We start from the raw sequence: 23,053 nt of genomic DNA, 5'->3' as shown, positions 1-23,053 counted from the left end.
GAAATGGGATCATCATATCCCAGTTGGTGGACCACTTCAGGGGGGGCACTCCAACCTATCACGCCTCGCTGAGGGCCACCTTCATATCCTTGACCAGGTAGATCACCTCGCCATCCGCCTCGACCCGCCCATCGGCGACGCCCATCGTCAGGCGACGGGTGTTGAGGGCCTTGGTGAAATCGACGTAATAGGTGAGCTTCTTTCTGTCGGGGCGGACCATGCCGGTCAGTTTCACCTCACCCACGCCAAGCGCATAGCCGCGGCCCTGCCAGCCACGCCAGCCGAGGTTGAAGCCGGTCAGCTGCCAGAGGCCGTCAAGGCCAAGGCAGCCGGGCATGATCGGGTTGCCGGGGAAGTGGCAGTCGAAGAACCACAGGTCCGGGGTGATGTCGAATTCGGCCACGACATGGCCCTTGCCATGTTCACCCCGGTCATCCGAGATGTCGGTGATCCGGTCCATCATCAGCATCGGAGGCGCTGGAAGCTGGGCGTTGCCGGGGCCGAAAAGTTCCCCCCTTGAACAGGCGAGAAGCGCCTCTTTGTCGAAACTGGTTGGAAAAGACGCCATCCCTTGGTCCCCTGATGTATCCCTTTGCCTTGCTAGCATTCGGCGGGGAAGGGTGGCAAGGCCGGGGGCATTTCCAGACCTTGACGGCGCCCATGCGCCGGCAAATCGTGGCGGGCCGGATCGGAGACATTCAATTGACACCCTTGCAGCGCTTCATCACGGCAAGCGGGATGACCAACCTTGCCGACGGGGTCGCGGTCGTCGCCTGGGCCTGGATTGCTTCCCTTTTGACGCGGGATGCGTTTCTGGTGGCGCTGGTGCCGGTGGCGCTGCGGTTGCCGTGGTTTCTGCTGGCCCTGCCTGCGGGGGTCATCACCGACCGGGTGGACAGACGCTGGCTGATCTTGCGGATGGATGCGCTGCGGGGACTTGCCTTTGCTGTGGCGGCGCTTGCTCTTTGGGCCGCCCTGCCGCTGGCTCCGGCACCCGTGGCCGGGGTTTCCGACCCGTTGTTATATGGCGCGCTGATCTTGGCGGCATTCGTCGTGGGCGGGGCCGAGGTCTTTCGCGACAACGCGGCGCAGACCATGCTGCCCGCTTTCGTGCCGCCCGACCGATTGGAGCGCGCAAATGGCCAGCTCTGGAGCGCGGAACTGCTGACCAACGCGCTGATCGGCCCGGCCTTGGGGGCGATGCTGATTGCGGTCTGGCTGCCCCTGGCCTTCGGGTTGAACGCGGTGGCCTATGGGCTGGCATTGCTGCTGGTGGCGGGGGTGGCGGGGCAGTTTCGGCCCGCGAGGGCCGACGCCCGCGACTGGCGGGCTGAGCTTGTAGAGGGCCTGGGCTTCCTGCGCGGCAAACCCTTGCTGCGAACTCTGGCGTGGACGACGGGGTTCTGGAACCTCTTCCACCAGATGATCGTGATCGGCGTCGTCCTGCACGCGCAGGAAAACCTTGGGCTGTCGGCCACGGCTTACGGCCTGACCCTTGCCGGGGGTGCCTTGGGGGGCATTGCGGGCAGCCTTCTGGGTGACCGGATTTCCCGCGCCCTTGGTCCGGCCCGCACGATGCAGTGGATGCTCCTTGCCTCGGGGCCGTGTTTCGCGGCGATGGCCATGGCGCCCGGGCCGGTGACGCTTGGCCTGTGCTTTGCGGCGATGGAGTTTTCCGGCTTTGTCTGGAACGTGGTGTCGGTCAGCACCCGGCAACGCATGATCCCTGACGGGCTGCGGGGTCGTGTCAACAGTCTATACCGGCTGCTGGCATGGGGGATGATGCCGGTTGGTCTGCTTCTGTCTGGGTTGCTGGTCACTCTGGCCGAGACCCTGCTGCCACGCGAGGTGGCGCTGACGCTGCCATTCTGGGCGGCGGGGCTGGGGGCTGTCTTGCTCAGTCTGGTGGTCTGGCGGGCAATCTGGCGTGGTTTTGCGCCGCAACAGCACTGATATGGACGGATTGTGATTGAAAGAACGGGGGGCGCGGCCCTATATCAAGGCCATGGATATGCAAGAACAGTGTTCCGAGCGTGGTATCGACCGTGGGGCCGATTGGCTGAAAGCTGGCGGGCTGCGTCCGACACGGCAGCGGCTGGCCCTGGCGGCGCTGCTGGTTGGCGATGGCGAGAACCGCCACGTCACCGCAGAAAGTCTTTACGCCCTGACACTGGGAACCGGTGAGCGCGTCAGCCTTGCCACGGTCTACAACACCTTGCGCGCCTTTTGCGATGCGGGCCTGATGAACGAAGTCGTGGTTGACGGGTCGAAAAGCTATTTCGACACCCGCGTAGACGACCACCCGCATTTCTACTGGGAAGACAGCCACAGCTTGACCGACGCCCCGGCCGAGGAACTGTCGATAGCCTCGCTGCCGCGCGTCCCCGAGGGGATGGAAGTGGCAAGGGTCGATGTCGTCATCCGCTTGCGCAAGGCCTGAAGCACGGCAAAAAGGGCGGGGTTTTCCCCGCCCGCACTCGTCCTGCACACGCGTTCACTGGTTACAAACGTGTTGTGGTCACTTCGGGACCATGACCGTGTCGATGACGTGGATCACCCCGTTCGACTGATCGACATCGCCAATGGTAATCGTGCCGATGTTGCGCGATTCCGAATAGATCATCGCCTTGTCGCCCCGGAAGCGAACGGAAAGCGTGTCGCCCGACAGCGTGCGCAGGTTGGCATAGCCGTCCTTGCCCACCTTGCGGCGCAGGTCGGCCAGCTTCAGGTCGCCCGCCACCACATGCGCGGTCAGCACCTTGCTCAGCATGGCCTTGTTTTCCGGGTTCAGAAGCGTCTCGACCGTTCCGGCCGGCAGGGCGGCAAAGGCGTCGTTCACAGGTGCAAAGACGGTGAACGGGCCTTCGCCCATCAGCGCGTCCACCAGACCCGCTGCCGTGACAGCGGCAACAAGCGTGGTGTGATCGGCCGAGTTCACGGCGTTTTCGACGATGTTCTTCGTCTCGAACATCGGCGCACCGCCGACATCTGGGTTGGCGGCAAGGGCCGATTGGGCAAGGCCGGTCAGCGCAACGGCACCAAGGATCAGGCGAAGGGACATGGGACACTCCATTTGCAGGGCCAGCCGGACCACCCGGCTGTCACATGCGAAGGAACGGGCAGGCATGGCGGGAAGTTTCCCGGCGTCGATCACAGATGCGTGAGCAGAAGAACCGCGCGGAACCGCAGGCATCCGGCCCCTGTGGCCGTCAGAACCACTGGCCGGGCTCCATCAGGCCAAGGTCCAGCAGTTGTCGGCTGTGCCACTGGAAGGGAACCGAGTTGTGCCAGCGGAATGAAGCGATCGCATGGCGCGACCCGGGATTGGTCCGCAGGGCCTTGGCCGTTCGGAAGGAACAGACCGCCGCCGTCAGGTTGTGGTGCCACGGGCAGGCGTAGGTATTCATCTCGTCGTCGTTCAGCGTGAAGTCGGGGGCAAGGCGCAAGCCCGGCCGCGCACGAAACAGCGAGATGCGGTCGATCTTGCGGCGATGCCAGGGAACATGTTCCTCGAAGCGCCATCTGAGACCGCCAAAGAAGTCCATCTGCCGGTCCTTCGGTTCCCAGTTCCGGGCCGGATCCTTGCGGGCCAGTGCATAGTAGCCTGACCGGTCCAGCCATGCGTCCTGAAGGCTTACCGCGTTGGAAGCGGTCGCAAGGTCGCCCGCATAAAGATCGACGACATAGGTCAGCATCGCCGCGCGGCGTTCTTCACTGTGGAAGGTCAGCATCTCGCGGATGCGCCGGGTCTCGCAGAAGGGGAAGAACAGGTATTCGGCGTTATAGCAGTAGTGAATCCATGCCCCGGAAAGGGTGTCCATCATCGCGTTGACGGCATTGGGCAGCGCCGCTTCGGCAAAGACATCATGGGTGACGACATGCACGCGTTGTCCATGTTCTGGCGCGATGGTGATGCCTTCGGGCGCCAGCAGGACGACGTCGCGAAAGCCGGTCTTGAGAAGGTGGGCAAGGGTGCTGTCCACCTCGACCTCGTCCTCGGCCATCACAATGGCGAGGGGACCGGTGGCAAGGGTGGCCGCCGTGCGGGCCAGAAGGTCAGAGATCGAGGCGTGGCGCATGTCAGGTCCGCTGCGGGCGAGGCGCAAGGTCGGGCAAAAGGCCCGCCGATGCAAGTGGATGTCTCGATGCAAGTCTGCGCTTTGGGCGCGCAGTTGCAGGGTGGGCGGATTTCGAGGTAAACCCCCCGCAGTCTGGAGACTCCACAAATGTCCGATCCTGCGACTGGCCCGAAGAAGCTGTTCATCAAGACCTACGGCTGTCAGATGAACGTCTATGACAGCGAGCGGATGGCTGAGGCCATGGGCGCAGAAGGCTATGTCACGACAGATGTCGCTGATGACGCCGATATGGTGCTGCTGAACACTTGCCACATTCGTGAAAAGGCCAGCGAGAAGCTGTATTCCGACCTTGGACGGCTGCGGGCGCTAAAGGCTGTGCGGCCTGGGCTGAAGGTTGGCGTCGCGGGCTGCGTGGCGCAGGCCGAGGGCGACGAGATCCTGCGCAGGTCGCCAGTTGTCGATCTGGTGGTGGGGCCGCAAAGCTATCACCGCTTGCCGCAGATGGTGGCGGCGGGTGGGCGTCAGGTGGATACCGAGTTCCCGTTGGAGGACAAGTTCAGCGCGCTTCCAGCCCGCAAGGTGACGCGCGGGCCGTCGGCTTTTCTGACGGTGCAGGAAGGCTGCGACAAGTTCTGTGCCTTTTGCGTGGTCCCCTATACCCGCGGTGCCGAAGTCAGCCGCCCCGCCGCACGCCTCCTGGACGAGGCGCGGGGGCTGGTGGCGCAAGGCGTGCGCGAGATCACGCTTCTGGGCCAGAACGTCAATGCTTATCACGGCGCAGGGCCGGACGGTGCCTGGGGCCTTGCGCGGCTGTTGCGCGAACTGGCGCGGGTCGAGGGGCTGGAACGGCTGCGCTATACCACAAGCCACCCCAACGACATGGAGGATGACCTGATCGCCGCGCATGGCGATCTGCCGGAACTGATGCCCTATCTGCATCTGCCGGTGCAGTCCGGGTCCGACCGCATCCTGAAGGCGATGAACCGCAAGCACACTGCCGAAGCCTATTTGCGGCTTGTCGAACGCGTCCGCGCGGCCCGGCCCGACATCCTTCTGTCGTCCGATTTCATCGTGGGCTTCCCCGGCGAGACCGACGGGGATTTTCAGGACACGCTCGGCCTGATCCGCGCGGTGGGCTATGGCGCGGCCTTCAGCTTCAAGTACTCCGCCCGCCCCGGCACGCCTGCGGCCGAAAAACCCCCGGTTCCGGCCGAAGTGGCGGATGAGCGTTTGCAGCAAGTGCAGGCCCTGATCACAAGCCAGCAGCGTGACTGCCAAGAGGCGATGGTCGGGCGCGAGGTGACGGTGCTTTACGAAAAGCCCGGCCGCATGCCGGGACAGATGGTTGGCAAGTCTGACCATCTGCACGCCGTCCATGTGCAGGACGAAGCGGGAAGAATCGGCCAGTTGGTTCGGGTGCGGGTGACGGCATCCTCCTCCAACTCACTGGCGGCTGTGCCGCTGCACACGGACAAGTGACCCCGGCTCAATGCTGCAGTTTGGCACATTGGCCGGCCGCTTTCCGCGGTGACGTGTAAAAACTTGGCACCTCCGCCGGAATTCCGTCGCAACGGGGAACATTTTCTGTTTTATGGCTCCGCAAAGCTGCACGGCATGCAGATGCTGGCCAAGGAACGGGGAGACTGACGTAGATGACGACGGGAAGCATGCTTCGACGCGGGATGGCGTCAGCAGTTGCAGGAATGTGCCTGATGATCGGGTCAATGGCCGCAGCGCAGGACGCGGAGGTCTCCGGCAAGATCGAATGGGGCGTCTGGGTTGACGCGGACGGCTGCCAGCATTGGTGGGCCGACGGCGGCACGGAAGGCTACATGGTGCCGCGGCGCGATCCGAAGACCGGCAAACCCGTTTGCCTGAAGCAGGTCAGCTGCCTTGCGGAAAGCACGGATGCCTATTTCTCGACGGCCAGCGCCTCGCTGACCACGGACGGTCGCCGCAAACTGGAAGCGTTCTTCCACACGTCTGACGCGTTCTCCTATTCCATTGCAGGGCACACGGACAGCCGCGGTTCGGACGAATACAACCAAGGGCTTTCCGAAGCCCGCGCCCGCGCCGTCGGCGACATCGCCCGCGCGGTCGGCGCGGTGGTGGAAAGCGAAATGGGCTATGGCGAGGCGCAGCCTGTCGCCTCGAACGAAACGGCGTCTGGCATGGCGAAAAATCGCCGTGTCGAAGTTTTCTGCAAGAAAGGCTGACCAACATGACGCTTGCAGCAAACAGCACGATGAACCGCCGCCCCTGCTCTCTGGCCTTGCGCCTTGGGTTGATGTCCTTTGTGGTGGCGGGGGTTGCCGCCTGTGACGGAGGCAGCATCGAAACCTGGGAGGGCACGAAACGCTATGGCGGGCCGGATTCGGTGATCGCCGGGTCTACGGACGGCGGCACGGATGATGTGGGTCTGGTCGATGGGCGGGCCGGTATCGCCTATGATCCGGACGGCTGCCAGGTCTGGATCCTGGATGACGGCGTCGAAGGCTATGCCTCGCCCCGCTTCGATCCACAGACCGGCTTGCCGGTTTGCGACGGCAAGTATCCGCCGGGAACCGTCCTTGGCCCCTATGAAACGGCGGCAGCGCCAGGGCCGGACCGCATTCCGAAATAGGCCAGGCCTCGGACCCTCGGGCCCGGATTTCACAGTGGCGGGGTTGGCATGGCCAGCCCCGCCCTTTTTCTGTGCCAGATCCGGCCACCGTCACGAAACCTGCGTCAATCTGCACAACACTTGGTGTAGGCAAAGGGTTTCGCTTGCCAGATGCCGTGTCCGGTAGCAGACTTTGTCCAGAGGCCCTTAACATGAGGAGCGCCCATTGGGCATCAGCGCGCTGACCCCCCCGACCGCCGAGGATATCGTGGAAACTGTCCTCGAATTTCCCGACAACCGATTGCTGATCGATCTTTGCGGCGAATTTGACCGCAATCTCGCGCAGATCGAGCATCAGATGGGGGTGCATATCCTGCGCCGTGGCAACCGCCTTGCGGTGATCGGCGACAAGCCGGCGCGCGAACAGGCGGCGGCGGTCCTGCGCTCGCTTTATGCAAGGCTCGAATCAGGCCGCGGGGTCGCGGCCGGTGATATCGACGGCGCCCTGCGCATGGGCCGCCCGGTAGGCGAGGCCGAAGGTGGCGAACAGATCGAGCTTTTTTCCACCGGGGTCGAACTGCGCACCCGGAAAAAGCCGATCGAACCCCGGACCGAGGCGCAGAAGGCCTATGTGACCAACCTGTTCCAGAACGAGCTAGGCTTCGGCATCGGTCCGGCAGGCACCGGCAAGACCTATCTGGCGGTTGCCGTCGGGGTGACGATGTTCATCTCGGGCGCGGTGGAAAAGATCATCCTAAGCCGCCCTGCGGTGGAAGCGGGTGAACGGCTCGGCTTCCTTCCCGGCGACATGAAGGAGAAGGTCGATCCCTACATGCAGCCCCTGTATGACGCGCTGAACGATTTCCTGCCGGCCAAGCAGGTTCAGAAACTGCTGGAAGAAAAGCGGATCGAGATCGCGCCTCTGGCCTTCATGCGCGGCCGGACGCTGTCCAACGCCTTCGTGGTGCTGGACGAGGCGCAGAATGCCACCGCGATGCAGATGAAGATGTTCCTCACCCGTCTTGGCGAGGGCAGCCGAATGGTCATCACCGGCGACCGCACGCAGATCGACTTGCCACGCGGCATGCCGAGCGGGCTTCAGGAAGCCGAGCGGATCCTGAAAGGCGTGCGGGGGGTGAGCTTCAACTACTTCACCTCCAAGGATGTGGTCCGCCACCCGCTTGTCGCCCGTATCATCGAGGCCTACGAGACCGACGAAAGCACCGTCTGACCTGAAAGGTCACCCTATGGAACGGCGTGCCGCCGCAAGCCCTGCCTCTCGGCAAGGCGTGCGCTTTGCCGAGGCTGACGAGGGGCCAGCCCCGCGAGCTCCCCGGAGTATTTGAAAAAAGAGCAGGAACATTGCTCTTTTCAAGAATACTCCCTCCGGAGGCGACGCCGAGCCGGTTGGCCGGAACGGCCAGAGGCGAGAGGAAAGACCTGCGCGCTTGCGCGCTCTGCCTTGTTGACGTCGGGCGGGGTTGAGCCCTGCCGGGCTTCGCGCTAGGCCGGGCGCATGGAACATCTGGTCGAAACGGTGATCGAGGCCCCCGCCTGGGCAGAGTTCGGTCTTGCAGACGCTGCGGAAGCTGCGGCGCGCGCGGTGCTATTGGAACTTGGCCTGCCGGTAGCCGGTTTTCAGATCAGCCTTCTGGGCTGCGATGATGGCCGCATTGCGCTTCTGAACGCCGATTTCCGTGGCAAGCCTCAGCCGACAAATGTGCTGAGTTGGCCATCCGAAGAACGTGGAGCGGAGTTTGTCGGTGAGTCGCCCGTGCTGCCGATCCCGGGAGCCCCGGAAGACCCGGTGTCCTTGGGCGATATCGCGATTGCTTGGGAAACGTGCACGCGTGAGGCAGAGGAACAGGGCAAGCCGCTGGCAGACCATGTAACCCATCTTGTCGTGCATGCTGTCTTGCATCTTCTGGGCTATGACCATGTCGAAGATGAAGATGCCGCCCTTATGGAGGCAATCGAGGTGCGGATACTTGCAAGCCTGGGGGTTTCTGACCCATATTAGCGCTGCATCCGCAAGACGGGTGTTTTCTGGACAAAGGACCGATGGGCAGTAGCACCGACGGGTCAGCCGTAGCGCAGGATGCGCCAGGCGGCATGACAGACGAACCGGCTTCCGACACGCAGCAACGTGGTTTTTTCGGACGCCTCCTTTCCGCCTTCTCCCCCGGGACCGAAGCTCAGCCGACATCCGTCCCCGAGGTTGCCCAGTCGAGCAGCCCGGGGCTTGGAGCCTTGCGCCGAATGCGGGTTGACGATGTGGCGATCCCGAAGGCGGAGATCGTTGCCGTCCCGCTGGACATCGGCAAGGACGATCTGGTCGAGGTCTTTCGGGAACACGGGTTTTCCCGGGTGCCGGTCTACAAAGGCACGCTGGACCATCCGCAGGGGCTGGTCCTGCTGAAGGATCTTGCGCTGACCCATGGCTTTGGGGCTACCGGGCGGTTCAGCCTCAAGCGCCTGCTGCGTCCGATCCTTTATGCGCCGCCGTCGATGCCGACGGGCGTCCTTTTGCAGAAGATGCAGAAGGAACGGGTGCATATGGCGCTGGTCATCGACGAGTACGGCGGGGTTGACGGTCTGGTCACCATCGAAGACCTGATCGAGACCGTCATCGGCGAGATCGAAGACGAACATGACGAGGAAGAAGGCGCGCTCTGGAAGGAAGAAAAGCCCGGCGTGATCCTTGCCCAGTCGACAGCCCCGCTGGAAGCCATCGAGGCGGCGCTGGGTCTGGCGCTGCGCCGCGGGGAAGAGGACGAAGAGATCGACACCCTGGGCGGTCTGGTCTTCCTGCGGGCTGGCCGGGTGCCGGCACGCGGCGAGGTGGTCGAACACGAAAGCGGTGTGCAGTTCGAGATCGTCGATGCCGATCCGCGCCGGATCAAGCGGGTGCGGGTCCGGCTGCCCGTTGCGGGCTCCAGCGCGGCATGAGCCTTGGCGGGTGGTCGCCTCTTGTCTGACACCCCCAAGGTGGCAAGGCACCGGCTTTTGCTGGCCGTCGGCTTTGGCGCCCTGGCGGCGCTGGGGCAGGCGCCGCTTGGTCTGTGGTGGTCAACGCTGGCAGGGCTGGCCGGCCTGATCTGGCTGCTTGCGTCGGTTGCGGGCGCGCGGGGGGCTTTCTGGCTTGGGTTGGCCGCCGGGACGGGGCATTTCGCGCTGGCGCTTTCGTGGATCGTCGAGCCGTTCCTGATCGACATCGCGCGGCATGGTTGGATGGCCCCGTTCGCGCTGGTCCTGATGTCGGTGGGTTTGGGGCTCTTCTGGGCGGCGGCGGCAGCGCTTGCGGTGCGGATGCCGGTTCCCGCGCTGGGGTTCGTTGCCAGTTTCGCCGCTTTGGAATGGCTGCGCGGTGTGGTGCTGACCGGGTTTCCCTGGGCCATGGTCGGCCATGTCTGGATTGGCACGCCCGTTGATCAGGTGGCGGCCGTGCTTGGGCCTTCGGGTCTGACGCTGATCACCTTGCTGGTGGCGGCGCTGCCGGTCCTGTGGCGCGGTCGCGGGGCGGTGGCGGCGGTGGTCTTGTTATGCGTTGTCGCGGGCTTCGGCCTTTGGCGGCTGGCGCAGCCTTTGCCGGATGCACGCGATTTCACCCTGCGCCTTGTCCAGCCCAATGCCGAACAATCGGCCAAATGGGAAGCCGCACTTGCGCGCGAGTTTCTGGACCGCTTGCTATCGCTGACAGCCAAGGACACGCCAGCCGATCTGACGATCTGGCCGGAAACGGCGGTGCCTTACATGCTGGAATATGCGCCCGAAGTTGCGGGCATGGTGACCGCAGCTTCGCAAGGCCGCCCGGTCGCCCTTGGCATCCAGCGCGAGTCGGCAGGGCGCTTTTACAACAGCATGCGGGTGCTGGAAGGCAACGACAGTCAATCCGTGACGGAGGCCGTCAGTGAAAGCGCGGTCTATGACAAGCACCATCTGGTCCCCTTTGGCGAATATATCCCCTTTGGTGATCTGGCCTATCGCTGGTTCGGGATCACCGCGTTTGCCGCACAGGCCGGGGCAACCTATTCGGCCGGTCCGGGGCCGATGGTTCTGGACCTTGGCGCCTTCGGCAAGGTCTTGCCGCTGATCTGCTATGAGGCAGTCTTTCCGCGAGACATCAATGCGGTCGGCGAACGCGCCGACTGGATGTTGCAGATCACCAATGACGCGTGGTTCGGGATATGGACCGGCCCCTTCCAGCATTTCGCGCAAGCACGCCTGCGGGCGGTGGAACAGGGGCTGCCCTTGGTCAGGGTGGCCAATACCGGCGTGACGGCGGTGATCGACGCGCGCGGGCGGGTGCTGGAGCGGTTGCCATTCGGGGTGATGGCCGCCATGGATACCAAGGTGCCGGGCGCGCTGCCGCCAACGCCTTACGTCCGCTTTGGCGATGGGCCGGTCTTGCTGTTGCTGGCAGGCCTCGCCCTGATCGCGTTGCGCAGGCGGCACCCGGCCGCCCATTGACGGCCCGGCCCCCGGCGTCTAGGGGAAAGGTTCATTGAACCGTCACAACGGCTTCCTGGCGTGGCGGGGATCTTCAACGGAGCACTTCCCCAAATGAACACTTCGACTGGTCGCAAAGATTACGTCTTCACTTCGGAATCCGTTTCCGAGGGTCACCCCGACAAGGTCTGTGACCGCATCTCGGATGCTGTCCTGGACGCCTTCCTGAGGGAAGAACCGAACGCCCGCGTCGCCTGCGAAACCTTTGCCACCACGAACCGTGTGGTCGTGGGGGGCGAAGTTGGCCTGTCGTCGAAAGAGGCGACCAAGGCGATGCTGGCCCGTGTCGATGGAATCGTCCGTGATTGCGTGAAGGACATCGGCTACGAACAGAAGAAGTTCCACTGGAACAAGATCAAGATCCACAACTACCTGCACGAACAATCCGCCCATATCGCGCAAGGCGTGGACCGGGACGGGGCGGGCGATCAGGGGATCATGTTCGGCTATGCGACGCTGGAAACGCCAGAGTTCATGCCGGCGCCGATCCAGTATGCCCATGCGATCCTGCGCCGTCTGGCCGAAGTGCGGAAGTCCGGCGCCGAGCCGACCCTTGGGCCGGATGCCAAAAGCCAGCTGACCTTGCGTTATGCCGATGGCAAGCCGGTCGAAGTGACCTCGATCGTGCTGTCGACGCAGCACACCTCGAAGCGGCAGACCTCGAAGGTGATCCGCAATATCGTGGAGCCCTATATCCGCGAGGTGCTGCCGGAAGGCTGGATCACCCGGAAGACCGAGTGGCATGTGAACCCGACCGGAACCTTCGTGATCGGCGGCCCGGACGGTGACGCAGGCCTGACCGGCCGCAAGATCATTGTCGATACCTATGGCGGGGCCGCGCCCCATGGCGGCGGCGCGTTTTCCGGCAAGGATCCGACCAAGGTTGACCGTTCCGCTGCTTACGCCGCCCGCTATCTTGCGAAGAACGTGGTGGCCGCCGGTCTGGCCGACCGCTGCACGCTTCAGGTCAGCTATGCAATCGGCGTGGCCAAGCCGCTGTCGATCTATGTTGATACCCACGGCACCGGCAAGGTGCCGGAAGCGGTGATCGAAAAGGCCGTGGCCGAGGTGATGGATCTGACCCCGCGCGGCATCCGCACGCATCTGGACCTCTGCCACCCGATCTACGCCCGCACGTCAGCCTATGGCCACTTCGGCCGCGCGCCCGAAGCGGATGGCGGCTTCAGCTGGGAACGCACCGACCTTGTCGAGGCGCTGAAGAAAGCGGTCTGACCTTGTGCGGCTGGCCGTCCTCGGGGCATCGAGCCCCTTGGACGGCGTCGCCCTTGCGGGCTCCGGTCGCGCCTTGACCGCAAAGGCTGGCTCTGCTTGAAGGCCCCGGATCAACTCCGGGGCTTTTTTGCATGACTGACGCGGGCGAACGCCGCAACTTCTATGGCCGGATTCGGGGCAAGACCCTGCGCGCCAGCCAGAAGGACTATCTGGCCGAAGACCTCGGCCCCCTGACCCTGCGCGGTGTGACGCGAGAGGATAACCCCACGCGCGCGCCGCTTGACATTGGTTTTGCCGAAGGCCGCCCGCTCTGGCTTGAGGTGGGCTTTGGCGGTGGCGAGCATCTGGTGCATATGGCGGCAGCGAACCCGCAGGTGGCGATCATCGGCGCCGAGCCTTTCGTGAACGGGATCGCCATGCTTCTGGGCAAGATTCGGGGCGCGGGGGTGACGAACCTCTGGCTGCACCCCGGCGACGTGCGCGACCTGTTTGATGTGCTGCCCGATGCCTGCCTGTCCAAGGTCTTTCTCAACTACCCGGACCCGTGGCCCAAGGCCCGCCACCACCGCCGCCGCTTCGTGACGCGTGAACACCTGCTTCCGCTTGCCCGTGTCACGGCCCCCGGATCTGAATTCCGCGTGGCGACCGACATTCCCGACTACGTCCGCCAGACGCTGGAAGAGGTGCCGCCCGCCGGTTTCGATCTGGTCCGGCAGGCCGGGCCGGGCGAGGCGTGGGAGGATTGGCTTTCCACCCGCTACGAACAAAAAGCCCTGCGGGAAGGCCGCGCGCCGCATTACCTGACCTTCCTCAGGCGGTAAGGCCGCTATGAGTACTTGGAAAAAGAGCAATCACCAGCCTCGCCCCCGGTGATTTGCTCTTTTCAAGAATACTCCCCCCGGAGGGTCTGATCTCGCCGCATCTCCAAAGGTTCAGGTGATGGACCGCGCTTGCAGCTTGCGCTATCAGGCACTCGGAATGTGAGGGAGAGACCGATGTCCGGCCATGCAGACGCGCAACCGATGAAAGCCCGCAAGTCGGGGCCGCTCAAGGGTGTGGCAGAGGTTCCGGGCGACAAGTCCATCAGCCATCGGTCGCTGATCTTCGGGGCGATGGCGGTTGGCGAGACGCGGATCTCGGGCCTTCTTGAAGGGCAGGACGTGCTGGATACCGCAAAGGCGATGCGGGCCTTCGGGGCGACAGTCACGCGGCACGGGGAAGGCGTCTGGACGGTGAACGGCGTCGGTGTCGGCGGGTTTCAGGAACCGGCGGACGTGATCGATTGCGGCAACTCCGGCACCGGGGTGCGGCTGATCATGGGGACGATGGCAACAACTCCGATCACCGCGACCTTCACCGGCGATGCGTCCTTGCGCAAGCGCCCGATGGGCCGCGTCACGGACCCGCTTGCCCTGTTTGGAACGCAGGCCTACGGCCGCAAGGGCGGGCGCTTGCCGATGACGGTGGTCGGCGCGGCAAACCCGGTGCCGGTGCGCTATGCGCTGCCTGTCGCCTCGGCTCAGGTCAAGTCGGCGGTGCTGCTGGCGGGGTTGAATGCGCCAGGCGAAACGGTGGTGATCGAACGTGAACCCACGCGGGACCATTCAGAGCGGATGCTTCTGGGGTTCGGCGCAAAGCTGACTGTCGAAAAGACGGGCGAGGGCCACGTCATCACCCTGACCGGCCAGCCGGAACTGCGCCCCCAGACAGTTGCGGTGCCGCGCGACCCGTCCTCGGCAGCCTTCCCGACCTGTGCGGCGCTGATCGTTGAAGGCTCGGATATTCTTGTGCCGGGGGTTTCCCAGAACCTGACCCGCAACGGCCTTTATCTGACCCTCGTCGAGATGGGGGCCGATATCGAGTTTCAGAACCCCCGTGAAGAAGGCGGCGAGCCGGTGGCGGATCTTCGCGTCCGGTTCAGTGGCAACATGAAGGGGATCGAGGTTCCGCCGGAACGTGCGCCCTCGATGATCGACGAATACCCGATCCTGTCGGTGGTCGCGGCCTTTGCCCATGGCCGCACGGTCATGCGCGGGGTCAAGGAATTGCGGGTCAAGGAAAGCGACCGGATCGACGCGATGGCCCGCGGTCTGGAAGCCTGCGGCGTGAAGATCGAGGAAGACGAGGATACGCTGATCGTGCATGGCTTGGGGCCGGGCGGCGTGCCGGGTGGGGCCACGGCCAAGACCCATATCGACCACCGGATCGCGATGTCATTCCTTGTGCTTGGGCTGGCTGCCAAGGCCGAGGTGGCGGTGGATGACGGTTCTCCCATCCAGACCTCGTTCCCGGTGTTCGAGGGGCTGATGCACCGGCTTGGCGCGGATATCCGGCGCGGCTGATCCGGCCCCGGGCGCAAAACCCTCTTTCCGATTTGCTCTTTTCCAAATACTCCCGCCGGAGGCATCCGACGCTGGATGCGGACGAGACGGGTGGCGTGGGGCGCGATGATCTTCACTGTGGCAATTGACGGGCCGGCGGCGGCGGGCAAGGGAACGATCTCGCGCGCGGTGGCGGATCGGTTCGGGTTTCGCCATCTCGACACCGGGCTTTTGTATCGCGCCGTGGGCGTCAAGGGCGGCGATCCGGCCACGGCGGCCCGAACGCTTTTGCCCGAAGACCTGACCGGCACCGATCTGCGCACGCTGGCAGCCGGGCAGGCCGCTTCACAGGTTGCGGTGATCCCCGAGGTGCGCGCCGCCCTGACAGAGTTTCAGCGCCGCTTTGCCCGGGCCGAAGGCGGCGCGGTGCTGGACGGGCGCGACATCGGCACAGTCATCTGCCCCGAGGCGGAAGTGAAGATCTATGTCACCGCTTCGCCTGAGGTGCGCGCCCATCGGCGCTGGCTGGAAGTGGGCGGTGAAGAGGCGCAGGTTCTGCACGAAGTGAAGGACCGTGATGCCCGCGACATGGGCCGCGCCGATGCGCCCTTGCGGCCCGCGCCGGATGCCGTGCTGCTGGACACCAGCACCATGACCATCACCGAGGCAGTCGGTCGGGCCTGCGCCCTTGTTGAAGCGGCGCTTTCGGCCCGAAAACGGGCGGGCGGCCATGGGTGATCTGCCATGACCGGGCGGCCCGAGGTTCATTTCCACATCAACCCGCGCGAGGCGGGCAGTTGGCGTGGCCGTGAACGGCTGGCAATCTACACCCGTCTGGCCGAACTTTGCGAAGCGCATGGGCTGGTTCACCGCGCGTTTGCCCGCCCTGCGGACGAGATGAAACCGCAAGAAGGAGTGGCTGACGGCAACCTGCATATCGTGGAAAATGGCCGGATGCGGGGGGAGGGGTGGTTGAACACCGCGCTCGCCTACATCAAGGGGTTCTGGCATCTGGACCCGCGCGGCATTCAGGCCGAAAGCTGCGCGCGAGAGGCGGTCTTCGCACGCGAGGACATGGACAAGGCGGCAGCACTCGCCTTCATGCGCCAGATGCGGCGCCGGTTTGTTGCGCCGCGCCTGTCACGGTTCAATCAGCCTCGGACGCTGGCGACCGGTCTGCCTGATGGGGCTGTGGCGCTTTTCCTGCAAGGCAGGTCGGCCTATCACGCCGGGCGCTGCCGCTTGCCGATGGGCCAGATGATCCTTGCCGTTGCACAAGGGGCGGGCGGGCGTCCCGTGATCGTGAAGCCGCATCCACAGGCGCTGGAACTGGGGGCCGAAGCGATGGCGGCGGCACTGGCGGCGGGCGCCCGGTTTGAGGTGACCGACGCCAATGTGCATGACGTGCTGGCGGCGGCGTCTGTGACGGTCTCGGTCAACTCCGCCGTGGCAATGGAGGGGTTCTTGCACCGCAAACCTGCGATCCTGTTCGGCGAATCGGATTTCCCCAGTCTGGTGACCCGGGCGCAGGGGGCAGATGATTTCCCGCAGGCGTTGGAGGCGGCACTGTCGGCGCGCTGGCCTTATGCCAGAATGCTGCACTGGTATTTCAGCCACCACACGCTTGAACTGGCCGCGCCGGGCTTTGAAGCGCAGGTCTTCGCTGCTTTTGATCGCGTGGGCTTTCCGCGTGACCGGCTGGGGGTCTGACGCGGCCCAATGGCGCAAGGGCCGCTTTTGCTTGCCCTGCCGGGTCAATCGGTCTATAGGCCGCCCATTCTGAAACAGTCCCGTCCGCCGGTTCTCCGGCGGCTCGGGTTTTGTATTCGGGCCAACCACAAGACCAAGACCGGCGGAGCCAACCGCATGGCCAGTGAAAAGACGAGAAAAGGAAACTGATCTATATGTGCGCTAAAGCAACCATGGAAGACTTCGAAGCCCTGTTGAAGGAAAGCTTCGAGATGGACACCCCCGAGGAGGGGACTGTCGTCAAGGGCCGGGTCATCGCGATCGAAGCGGGCCAGGCCATCATCGATGTCGGCTACAAGATGGAAGGCCGCATCGACCTCAAAGAATTCGCAAACCCCGGCGAGGCCCCGACGATCAACGTGGGCGACACCGTCGAGGTTTATCTGGACCGTGTGGAAAACGCCCGCGGTGAAGCCCAGATCAGCCGTGAAAAGGCCCGCCGCGAGGAAGCCTGGGATCGTCTGGAAAAGGCCTACGCCTCGGAACTGCGCGTCGATGGCGCGATCTTTGGTCGGGTCAAGGGCGGCTTCACGGTTGACCTTGGTGGCGCTGTGGCCTTCCTTCCCGGCAGCCAGGTTGACGTGCGCCCCGTGCGCGATGCCGGCCCGCTGATGGGCATGAAGCAGCCGTTCCAGATCCTGAAGATGGACCGTCGCCGTGGCAACATCGTTGTCTCGCGCCGTGCGATCCTTGAAGAAAGCCGTGCCGAACAGCGCGCCGAGGTTATCGGCAACCTGACCGAAGGTCAGACCGTCGATGGCGTGGTCAAGAACATCACCGAATACGGTGCGTTTGTTGATCTGGGCGGTGTTGACGGCCTTCTCCATGTCACCGACATGGCGTGGCGTCGCGTGAACCACCCGTCGGAAATCCTTGCCATTGGTGAGACTGTCAAAGTGCAGGTCATCAAGATCAACAAGGAAACCCACCGCATCAGCCTTGGCATGAAGCAACTGCAATCCGATCCGTGGGATGCCGTTGAAAAGATGTATGCCATCGGCACGGTACACAAAGGCCGCGTCACCAACATCACCGATTACGGCGCCTTCGTGGAGCTGGAAGCCGGTGTCGAAGGTCTGGTCCACGTCTCGGAAATGTCCTGGACCAAGAAGAACGTGCATCCCGGCAAGATCGTCTCCACCTCTCAGGAAGTGGATGTCATGGTGCTGGAAATCGACTCTGCCAAGCGTCGCGTTTCGCTCGGCCTGAAGCAGACGCAGCGCAACCCGTGGGAAGTCTTTGCCGAGACCCACCCGGTCGGCTCGATGATCGAAGGCGAAGTCAAGAACATCACCGAATTCGGTCTGTTCGTCGGCCTCGACAACGACATCGACGGCATGGTCCACCTTTCGGACCTGTCGTGGGACCAGCGTGGCGAAGAAGCGATCCAGAACTACCGCAAGGGCGACACGGTTCAGGCCGCCGTCACCGAAGTGGATGTTGAAAAGGAACGCATCAGCCTGTCGATCAAGGCGCTTGGTGAAGACAACTTCACCGACGCGGTTGATGGCGTGAAGCGTGGCGCAATCATCACGGTCGAAGTGACTGCGATCGAAGAGGGTGGCGTCGAGGTGGAATACAACGGCGCCAAGTCGTTCATCCGCCGCAGCGACCTGAGCCGTGACCGTGCCGACCAGCGCCCCGAGCGTTTCCAGGTCGGTGACAAGATCGACGTGCGCGTGACCAACATTGATCCCAAGACCCGCAAGCTGGGTCTGTCGATCAAGGCGCGCGAGATCGCCGAAGAGAAAGAAGCCGTGGAACAGTATGGCTCGTCCGATTCGGGTGCGTCGCTTGGCGACATCCTCGGTGCGGCGCTGAAAGACCGCAGCTGAGCCCTGACCAAGGGTTGAAAATCGAAAGGCCCCGCTGAAATGCGGGGCCTTTCCGTTTGTGTGGACCCTCCAAGTCCCCGTTTTCATTTGTCAGCCGACAAATCCTGCCGCTATAGTCTTGTGACAACAAGACGTGGCGGCCGCTGCCCGTTTGACAAAACGACGGCCGAACCACAGGGGGGACACTGGGATGATCCGGTCTGAACTGATCCAGAAGATCGCGGATGAAAACCCGCATCTTACGCAGCGCCATGTCGAGCGGATCGTGAATACGGTCTTCGAGGAAATCATCGACGCGCTTGCCAAGGGCGACAGGGTGGAACTGCGCGGCTTCGGGGCTTTCTCCGTCAAGGCACGCGATGCTCGCGTCGGCCGTAACCCGCGTACCGGCGAAGCCGTCAAGGTCGATGACAAGAAGGTGCCGTTCTTCAAGACCGGCAAGCTTCTGCGTGACAGGCTGAACGGACAATAGCGCCTTTCAGGCGTGCGCGGACGGGCGGCTTGCACCTGACAGGCATCGGGCAGATACTGATGCGGAACCGAATGGGCCGCACCAAATGATCCGATATATCAAATTCATCTTCATTGCCCTGCTTGGGCTCTGCCTTCTGGTCGTGGCCTTGGCCAATCGGGCGCCGGTCGAAGTGCGGCTCTTGCCCGGCGATCTGGCAGCGCTGACCGGGTTTTCCTGGGCTGCGGAACTGCCGTTGTTCCTGGTGATCTTCGGCGGCATCGTCGTCGGCGTCCTGATCGGCTTCGTCTGGGAATGGCTGCGCGAGATGAAGCATCGGTCTACCGCCAGCACCAAGGCACGCGAGGTCGCGCGGCTGGAGCGGGAACTGGCTGTTCTGCGCGACGCCAAGGGAGCAGCGCCACAGGATGATGTGTTGGCGCTGCTGGAACAGCCCCGAAGCAAGTAAGACGGGTCAAGGGATGCAGGATGTGCGCGTGAAGATCTGCGGTCTGCGGACCAAGGCGGACGTGGCTGCGGTTGCCGCTGCCGGTGCCGCCTATGCGGGGTTTGTCTTCTTTCCCAAAAGCCCAAGGCACCTGACCCTTGATGCGGCCCGCGTGCTGGCGCTGGCCGCGCCGGAGGGCCTTTGCAAGGTGGCGCTGGTCGTCGATGCCGATGACGCGGCGCTGGATGCGCTTGTGGAGACGGTGCCACTGGACATGCTGCAACTGCATGGCCATGAAAGCCCGGACCGCGTGGCCGAGGTCAAGGCGCGCTATGGCTTGCCGGTCATGAAGGCGATGGGCGTGGCGGATGAGGGCGATCTGGCCGGGCTTGTGGACATGAGCCTTGCGGCCGACCAGCTCCTGATCGACGCGAAGCCAGCGAAGGGGGCCGATCTGCCGGGGGGTAACGGGCTGGCCTTCGATTGGCGGCTCTTGGTCGGGCGTAAATGGCTCCGGCCCTGGATGCTGGCAGGCGGGCTGACACCGGACAACGTGGCCGAGGCCATAAGGCTGACCGGCGCGCGGCAGGTGGATGTGTCTTCAGGCGTGGAGGCATCGCCGGGGGTGAAAGATCCCGCAAGGATCAGGGCTTTTGTGGAAGCGGCGCAAGGCGTGCGTGGCGGCGTGCCGATCCTGCGGTAGTCAAACGGAGCGGCCGCCCGAAACGGGCGACCGCACGCTTCTTGTCTTGCCTCTGGCGCAAGCGCCAACCGGCTTTGGGTTACATCGCGGGCAGGATCGTCAGGTCGCGGACCGGCTGGTCGGTGCCGGTCAGCATGCACGACCCGGTGACGGCACCGGTGGCAAGGTCCACCGTATGAAGCCCGCCATTCGCCGCCAGCCATGCGGTGTTGGTGCCGTCAGCGCTGGTGGCCACGTCAAAGCCGACCGGGCCATCCAGCATGACACCCAGCTTGCCGATGGAGGCAAGGGTGCCGTCATTTGGCGCGGTCTGCTGGATCAGGACGGAAATCGTGGCGTCGATGTTGAACATCGCGGTCTTTTCCGGCTTGCCGTAGCTGTTGGTATAGGCGGCGGCGGCGATGTTCGGGGCTTTCCCGGCGTGTATGTCCTCGGCCACAAAGGCGAGCGCGCCGTCCACCGTCACCTCGCCCGTGTCGGGGTGGACGCGGTGGTTGGTGGTGCCGGTCATGTAGCGCAAGCGGTCAGCCGCCGGGTTGAAGTCGACAACCACCGGGGCATCGGCCAGCGGCAGCGGGGTGGTCATCGTGGCCACTTCGGTCACACCACCAGTGGCGGTGTCGATCTCGACGATGGTTTGCGCGTCGGTCACGCCGTAAAGCCTGCCGTTGCCGGGGCGCAGGTCGATGCCAAGAAGGCGGCTTACGCCCTGCACCTCGACCGTGGCGGTCACGGTGGCGGTGGCGGTGTCGATGGTCAGAAGCGTGCGGTCCCCTGTCAGGGCGATGGCGGTTTCGGCGGCGGCGGCGGGCAGGGCGGTGGCCACGAAAAGGGCGGCGGACATGAGTGGGCGCATCGAAATCTCCATTTCAGGTGGTTGCAAGGTCAGCTACCGAACGCGGCGCGGAAAAGTTGCAGCGGTCTGGATCACGAAGGCGTCAACCCCGGAGCTTCCGAAAACTCCGGCGCGACGCCTCGGCCTCTTTCCCCACGGCTGCAATAGCGCTACATCCTTGCGCAACACCAAGGGGGATGCGTGATGGCCGAAGACGGGTTGAACAGCTTCATGACGGGACCGGACGAACAAGGCCGGTTCGGGCTTTTTGGCGGGCGTTTTGTCAGCGAGACGCTGATGCCGCTGATCCTGGAACTGGAAGAGCGGTACGAGCATGCCAAGACCGACCCGAGCTTCTGGGCCGAGATGGACGATCTGTGGAAGCACTATGTCGGCCGCCCTTCGCCCTTGTATTTCGCGCCGCGTCTGACGGAACACCTGGGCGGTGCCAAGGTCTACATGAAGCGCGATGAACTGAACCACACCGGCGCGCACAAGATCAACAACGTGCTGGGACAGATCATCCTTGCCCGCCGGATGGGCAAGACCCGGATCATCGCTGAAACCGGGGCGGGGCAGCATGGGGTGGCGACGGCCACGGTCTGTGCCAAGTTCGGGCTGCAATGCGTGGTCTACATGGGCGCGCATGACGTGGAACGCCAGGCGCCGAACGTGTTCCGCATGAAGCTTCTGGGGGCCGAGGTCATTCCGGTGACCTCTGGTCGCGGCACGCTGAAGGACGCCATGAACGACGCCTTGCGCGACTGGGTGACCAATGTGCGCGACACGTTCTACTGCATCGGTACGGTGGCCGGGCCGCATCCCTACCCGGCGATGGTACGCGATTTCCAAAGCATCATCGGCAAGGAAGTGCGCTGGCAACTGGCCGAACAGGAAGGCGAGGGGCGGCTGCCTGATACGCTGGTGGCGGCCATCGGCGGCGGCTCAAACGCGATGGGCCTGTTCTACCCGTTCCTTGATGACCCTTCGGTCAACATCGTCGGCGTCGAAGCGGGCGGCAAGGGCGTGGATGACCGGATGGAGCATTGCGCCAGCCTGACCGGGGGGCGGCCGGGCGTGCTGCACGGCAACCGGACCTATCTCCTGCAAGATGATGATGGGCAGATTCTGGAAGGCTTCAGCATCAGTGCGGGGCTGGATTACCCCGGCATCGGGCCGGAACATTCGTGGCTGCATGACATTGGCCGGGCGAAATATGTCAGCATCACCGATGCCGAGGCGCTGGAGGCGTTCCAGCTGTGCTGCCGACTGGAGGGAATCATCCCCGCGCTGGAACCTTCGCACGCCCTGGCGCAGGTGATGAAGATCGCGCCGACCCTGCCAAAGGACCATATCATCGTGATGAACATGTGTGGCCGGGGCGACAAGGACATCTTCACGGTTGCCAAGCACCTTGGCGTGACCATGAAGGTCTGAACCGCAAGGCGGGCGGCCCATGTGGGAACGCCCGCCCCAGACTGACCCCAGACTGACCCCATATCTGGCCCCATATCTGGCCCAAAATCTGGCAGGCAACCGTTTCTCAGGGTTCTGCGGTTTGTCTGCCTCGCCGGGAAGCTGCCCCCAGGGTCGCATAAACTCGGGTTTATGGACGCAAACCATGTGTCTATGCCCCCCCTTTTAAACTCCTGTTCAATTCATTCTTCCAGTTTTCTGTCGCCATCTGCGGTCATGCCCCGGTCCACCCGCTGACCCTCGACCGAAACGGCTGCTCATCGGACTTGAAAGGAAATCGAAGGATGAAACTTAAAACGAAACTCATGATGTTCACCGCCGCCGCAGCGCTGTCTGCGAACGTTGCGTTTGGTGCCGTCAACGGTCAGGCGCTTGCCGACAAGTATCTTGCCGATGGCTACGACTATGTCGAGGTGACGGTCGGGCCGACGCAGACAAAGGTCGAGGCGATCAAGGACGGCATCAAGATCGAAGTGATCTACGACAATGAAAGCCTGCTTCCCCTCAAGTCGGAAGAAGAGCCGGCCGACGACAAGGACGCCAAACAGAAGGGCAAGGAAGTCAAGACTGTCTTCAAGGACTTTCTCGACGACGACGACGACGACGACGACGATGACGACGATGACGACGATGATGACGATGATGATGATGACGATGATGATGACGACGATGACGATGACGATGATGACGACGACGATGACGATGATGACGACGACGACGACGACGATGATGATGACGATGATTGAGGCTCTGGCTTGAGATCAAAGCAGAGGCCCCGGTATTGCCGGGGCCTCGGGCTTGGCTCATAGTCT

At 63.8% G+C, this 23,053-nt stretch carries 24 protein-coding genes and 1 riboswitch; of the genes, 20 read left to right on the top strand and 4 right to left on the bottom strand.

What is annotated here, in order from left to right:
• Positions 1-58: 58 nt before the first annotated feature.
• The gene (gene fabA, locus QUV21_RS17670) at positions 59-568 is read right to left on the bottom strand and encodes a bifunctional 3-hydroxydecanoyl-ACP dehydratase/trans-2-decenoyl-ACP isomerase (protein WP_300856664.1); all 510 of its coding nucleotides are present in this window, start codon (positions 566-568) and stop codon (positions 59-61) included.
• A 92-nt stretch (positions 569-660) separates the two neighbouring features.
• Here fabA and QUV21_RS17665 point away from each other — a divergent pair, with 92 nt between their 5' ends.
• Together QUV21_RS17665 and irrA are read left to right on the top strand one after the other, a co-directional pair.
• On the top strand, positions 661-1,953 hold the full coding sequence (locus tag QUV21_RS17665; protein ID WP_300856662.1) for an MFS transporter: 1,293 nt from the start codon (positions 661-663) through the stop codon (positions 1,951-1,953).
• A gap of 58 nt (positions 1,954-2,011) precedes the next feature.
• On the top strand, positions 2,012-2,440 hold the full coding sequence (gene irrA, locus QUV21_RS17660) for an iron response transcriptional regulator IrrA (protein ID WP_300856660.1): 429 nt from the start codon (positions 2,012-2,014) through the stop codon (positions 2,438-2,440).
• A 78-nt stretch (positions 2,441-2,518) separates the two neighbouring features.
• Here irrA and QUV21_RS17655 read toward each other — a convergent pair whose 3' ends face one another.
• On the bottom strand, positions 2,519-3,061 hold the full coding sequence (locus QUV21_RS17655) for a fasciclin domain-containing protein (RefSeq protein ID WP_300856658.1): 543 nt from the start codon (positions 3,059-3,061) through the stop codon (positions 2,519-2,521).
• A gap of 148 nt (positions 3,062-3,209) precedes the next feature.
• On the bottom strand, positions 3,210-4,079 hold the full coding sequence (locus tag QUV21_RS17650; RefSeq protein WP_300856656.1) for a hypothetical protein: 870 nt from the start codon (positions 4,077-4,079) through the stop codon (positions 3,210-3,212).
• A 147-nt stretch (positions 4,080-4,226) separates the two neighbouring features.
• On the opposite strand from QUV21_RS17650, the gene miaB reads away from it, so the two are divergent.
• The 16 genes from miaB (at position 4,227) to QUV21_RS17570 (ending at position 19,930) form a co-directional block, all read left to right on the top strand.
• A complete protein-coding gene (gene miaB, locus QUV21_RS17645; RefSeq protein WP_300856655.1) occupies positions 4,227-5,558 on the top strand; it encodes a tRNA (N6-isopentenyl adenosine(37)-C2)-methylthiotransferase MiaB in 1,332 nt (443 codons plus the stop codon).
• A 233-nt stretch (positions 5,559-5,791) separates the two neighbouring features.
• A complete protein-coding gene (locus tag QUV21_RS17640) occupies positions 5,792-6,295 on the top strand; it encodes an OmpA family protein (protein ID WP_300856654.1) in 504 nt (167 codons plus the stop codon).
• Between the two features lie 5 nt (positions 6,296-6,300).
• The gene (locus QUV21_RS17635; RefSeq protein ID WP_300856653.1) at positions 6,301-6,702 is read left to right on the top strand and encodes a hypothetical protein; all 402 of its coding nucleotides are present in this window, start codon (positions 6,301-6,303) and stop codon (positions 6,700-6,702) included.
• A gap of 205 nt (positions 6,703-6,907) precedes the next feature.
• Positions 6,908-7,912 carry a PhoH family protein gene (locus QUV21_RS17630; RefSeq protein ID WP_300856652.1) on the top strand — a complete coding sequence of 335 codons (1,005 nt, stop codon included), beginning with the start codon at positions 6,908-6,910 and terminating at the stop codon, positions 7,910-7,912.
• A gap of 285 nt (positions 7,913-8,197) precedes the next feature.
• Positions 8,198-8,701: an rRNA maturation RNase YbeY gene (gene ybeY / locus QUV21_RS17625; protein WP_300856651.1), complete on the top strand. Its 504-nt coding sequence runs from the start codon at positions 8,198-8,200 to the stop codon at positions 8,699-8,701.
• Between the two features lie 41 nt (positions 8,702-8,742).
• Positions 8,743-9,630: a hemolysin family protein gene (locus QUV21_RS17620; RefSeq protein WP_300856650.1), complete on the top strand. Its 888-nt coding sequence runs from the start codon at positions 8,743-8,745 to the stop codon at positions 9,628-9,630.
• A 21-nt stretch (positions 9,631-9,651) separates the two neighbouring features.
• Complete coding sequence (gene lnt / locus QUV21_RS17615; RefSeq protein WP_300856649.1) at positions 9,652-11,151, top strand: apolipoprotein N-acyltransferase; 1,500 nt, start codon at positions 9,652-9,654, stop codon at positions 11,149-11,151.
• Between the two features lie 36 nt (positions 11,152-11,187).
• A riboswitch (SAM-SAH riboswitch) is annotated at positions 11,188-11,235 on the top strand.
• Positions 11,236-11,244: 9 nt separating this feature from the next.
• Entirely contained in the window at positions 11,245-12,423 is a 1,179-nt protein-coding gene (gene metK / locus QUV21_RS17610) for a methionine adenosyltransferase (protein WP_300856648.1), read from the top strand.
• Positions 12,424-12,554: 131 nt separating this feature from the next.
• Positions 12,555-13,244 carry a tRNA (guanine(46)-N(7))-methyltransferase TrmB gene (locus QUV21_RS17605; protein WP_300856646.1) on the top strand — a complete coding sequence of 230 codons (690 nt, stop codon included), beginning with the start codon at positions 12,555-12,557 and terminating at the stop codon, positions 13,242-13,244.
• A 174-nt stretch (positions 13,245-13,418) separates the two neighbouring features.
• The gene (gene aroA, locus QUV21_RS17600; protein WP_300856645.1) at positions 13,419-14,765 is read left to right on the top strand and encodes a 3-phosphoshikimate 1-carboxyvinyltransferase; all 1,347 of its coding nucleotides are present in this window, start codon (positions 13,419-13,421) and stop codon (positions 14,763-14,765) included.
• Between the two features lie 105 nt (positions 14,766-14,870).
• Positions 14,871-15,482 (top strand): d(CMP) kinase, encoded by a 612-nt coding sequence (locus tag QUV21_RS17595; RefSeq protein WP_300856666.1) that lies wholly within the window; start codon positions 14,871-14,873, stop codon positions 15,480-15,482.
• Positions 15,483-15,488: 6 nt separating this feature from the next.
• Positions 15,489-16,454 carry a hypothetical protein gene (locus QUV21_RS17590; RefSeq protein WP_300856643.1) on the top strand — a complete coding sequence of 322 codons (966 nt, stop codon included), beginning with the start codon at positions 15,489-15,491 and terminating at the stop codon, positions 16,452-16,454.
• A 194-nt stretch (positions 16,455-16,648) separates the two neighbouring features.
• On the top strand, positions 16,649-18,328 hold the full coding sequence (rpsA, locus tag QUV21_RS17585; RefSeq protein WP_300856642.1) for a 30S ribosomal protein S1: 1,680 nt from the start codon (positions 16,649-16,651) through the stop codon (positions 18,326-18,328).
• Positions 18,329-18,518: 190 nt separating this feature from the next.
• Positions 18,519-18,800 (top strand): integration host factor subunit beta, encoded by a 282-nt coding sequence (gene ihfB / locus QUV21_RS17580; RefSeq protein WP_300856641.1) that lies wholly within the window; start codon positions 18,519-18,521, stop codon positions 18,798-18,800.
• Positions 18,801-18,885: 85 nt separating this feature from the next.
• The gene (locus QUV21_RS17575; protein WP_300856640.1) at positions 18,886-19,248 is read left to right on the top strand and encodes a lipopolysaccharide assembly LapA domain-containing protein; all 363 of its coding nucleotides are present in this window, start codon (positions 18,886-18,888) and stop codon (positions 19,246-19,248) included.
• A gap of 13 nt (positions 19,249-19,261) precedes the next feature.
• Entirely contained in the window at positions 19,262-19,930 is a 669-nt protein-coding gene (locus QUV21_RS17570; RefSeq protein ID WP_300856639.1) for a phosphoribosylanthranilate isomerase, read from the top strand.
• Positions 19,931-20,009: 79 nt separating this feature from the next.
• Here QUV21_RS17570 and QUV21_RS17565 read toward each other — a convergent pair whose 3' ends face one another.
• Positions 20,010-20,786, bottom strand: a complete 777-nt coding sequence (locus QUV21_RS17565; RefSeq protein ID WP_300856637.1) for a DUF4394 domain-containing protein — start codon at positions 20,784-20,786, stop codon at positions 20,010-20,012.
• A 183-nt stretch (positions 20,787-20,969) separates the two neighbouring features.
• Here QUV21_RS17565 and trpB point away from each other — a divergent pair, with 183 nt between their 5' ends.
• The gene (gene trpB / locus QUV21_RS17560; protein ID WP_300856636.1) at positions 20,970-22,202 is read left to right on the top strand and encodes a tryptophan synthase subunit beta; all 1,233 of its coding nucleotides are present in this window, start codon (positions 20,970-20,972) and stop codon (positions 22,200-22,202) included.
• Positions 22,203-22,525: 323 nt separating this feature from the next.
• Positions 22,526-22,987: a PepSY domain-containing protein gene (locus tag QUV21_RS17555; protein WP_300856635.1), complete on the top strand. Its 462-nt coding sequence runs from the start codon at positions 22,526-22,528 to the stop codon at positions 22,985-22,987.
• Positions 22,988-23,053 lie beyond the last annotated feature (66 nt).

Origin of the sequence: Tabrizicola sp., assembly GCF_030373185.1 — a bacterium.
Lineage (GTDB): Bacteria > Pseudomonadota > Alphaproteobacteria > Rhodobacterales > Rhodobacteraceae > Tabrizicola.
The sequence above is the reverse complement of the archived record's forward strand: the minus strand, read 5'-3'. Positions and strand labels throughout refer to the sequence as shown.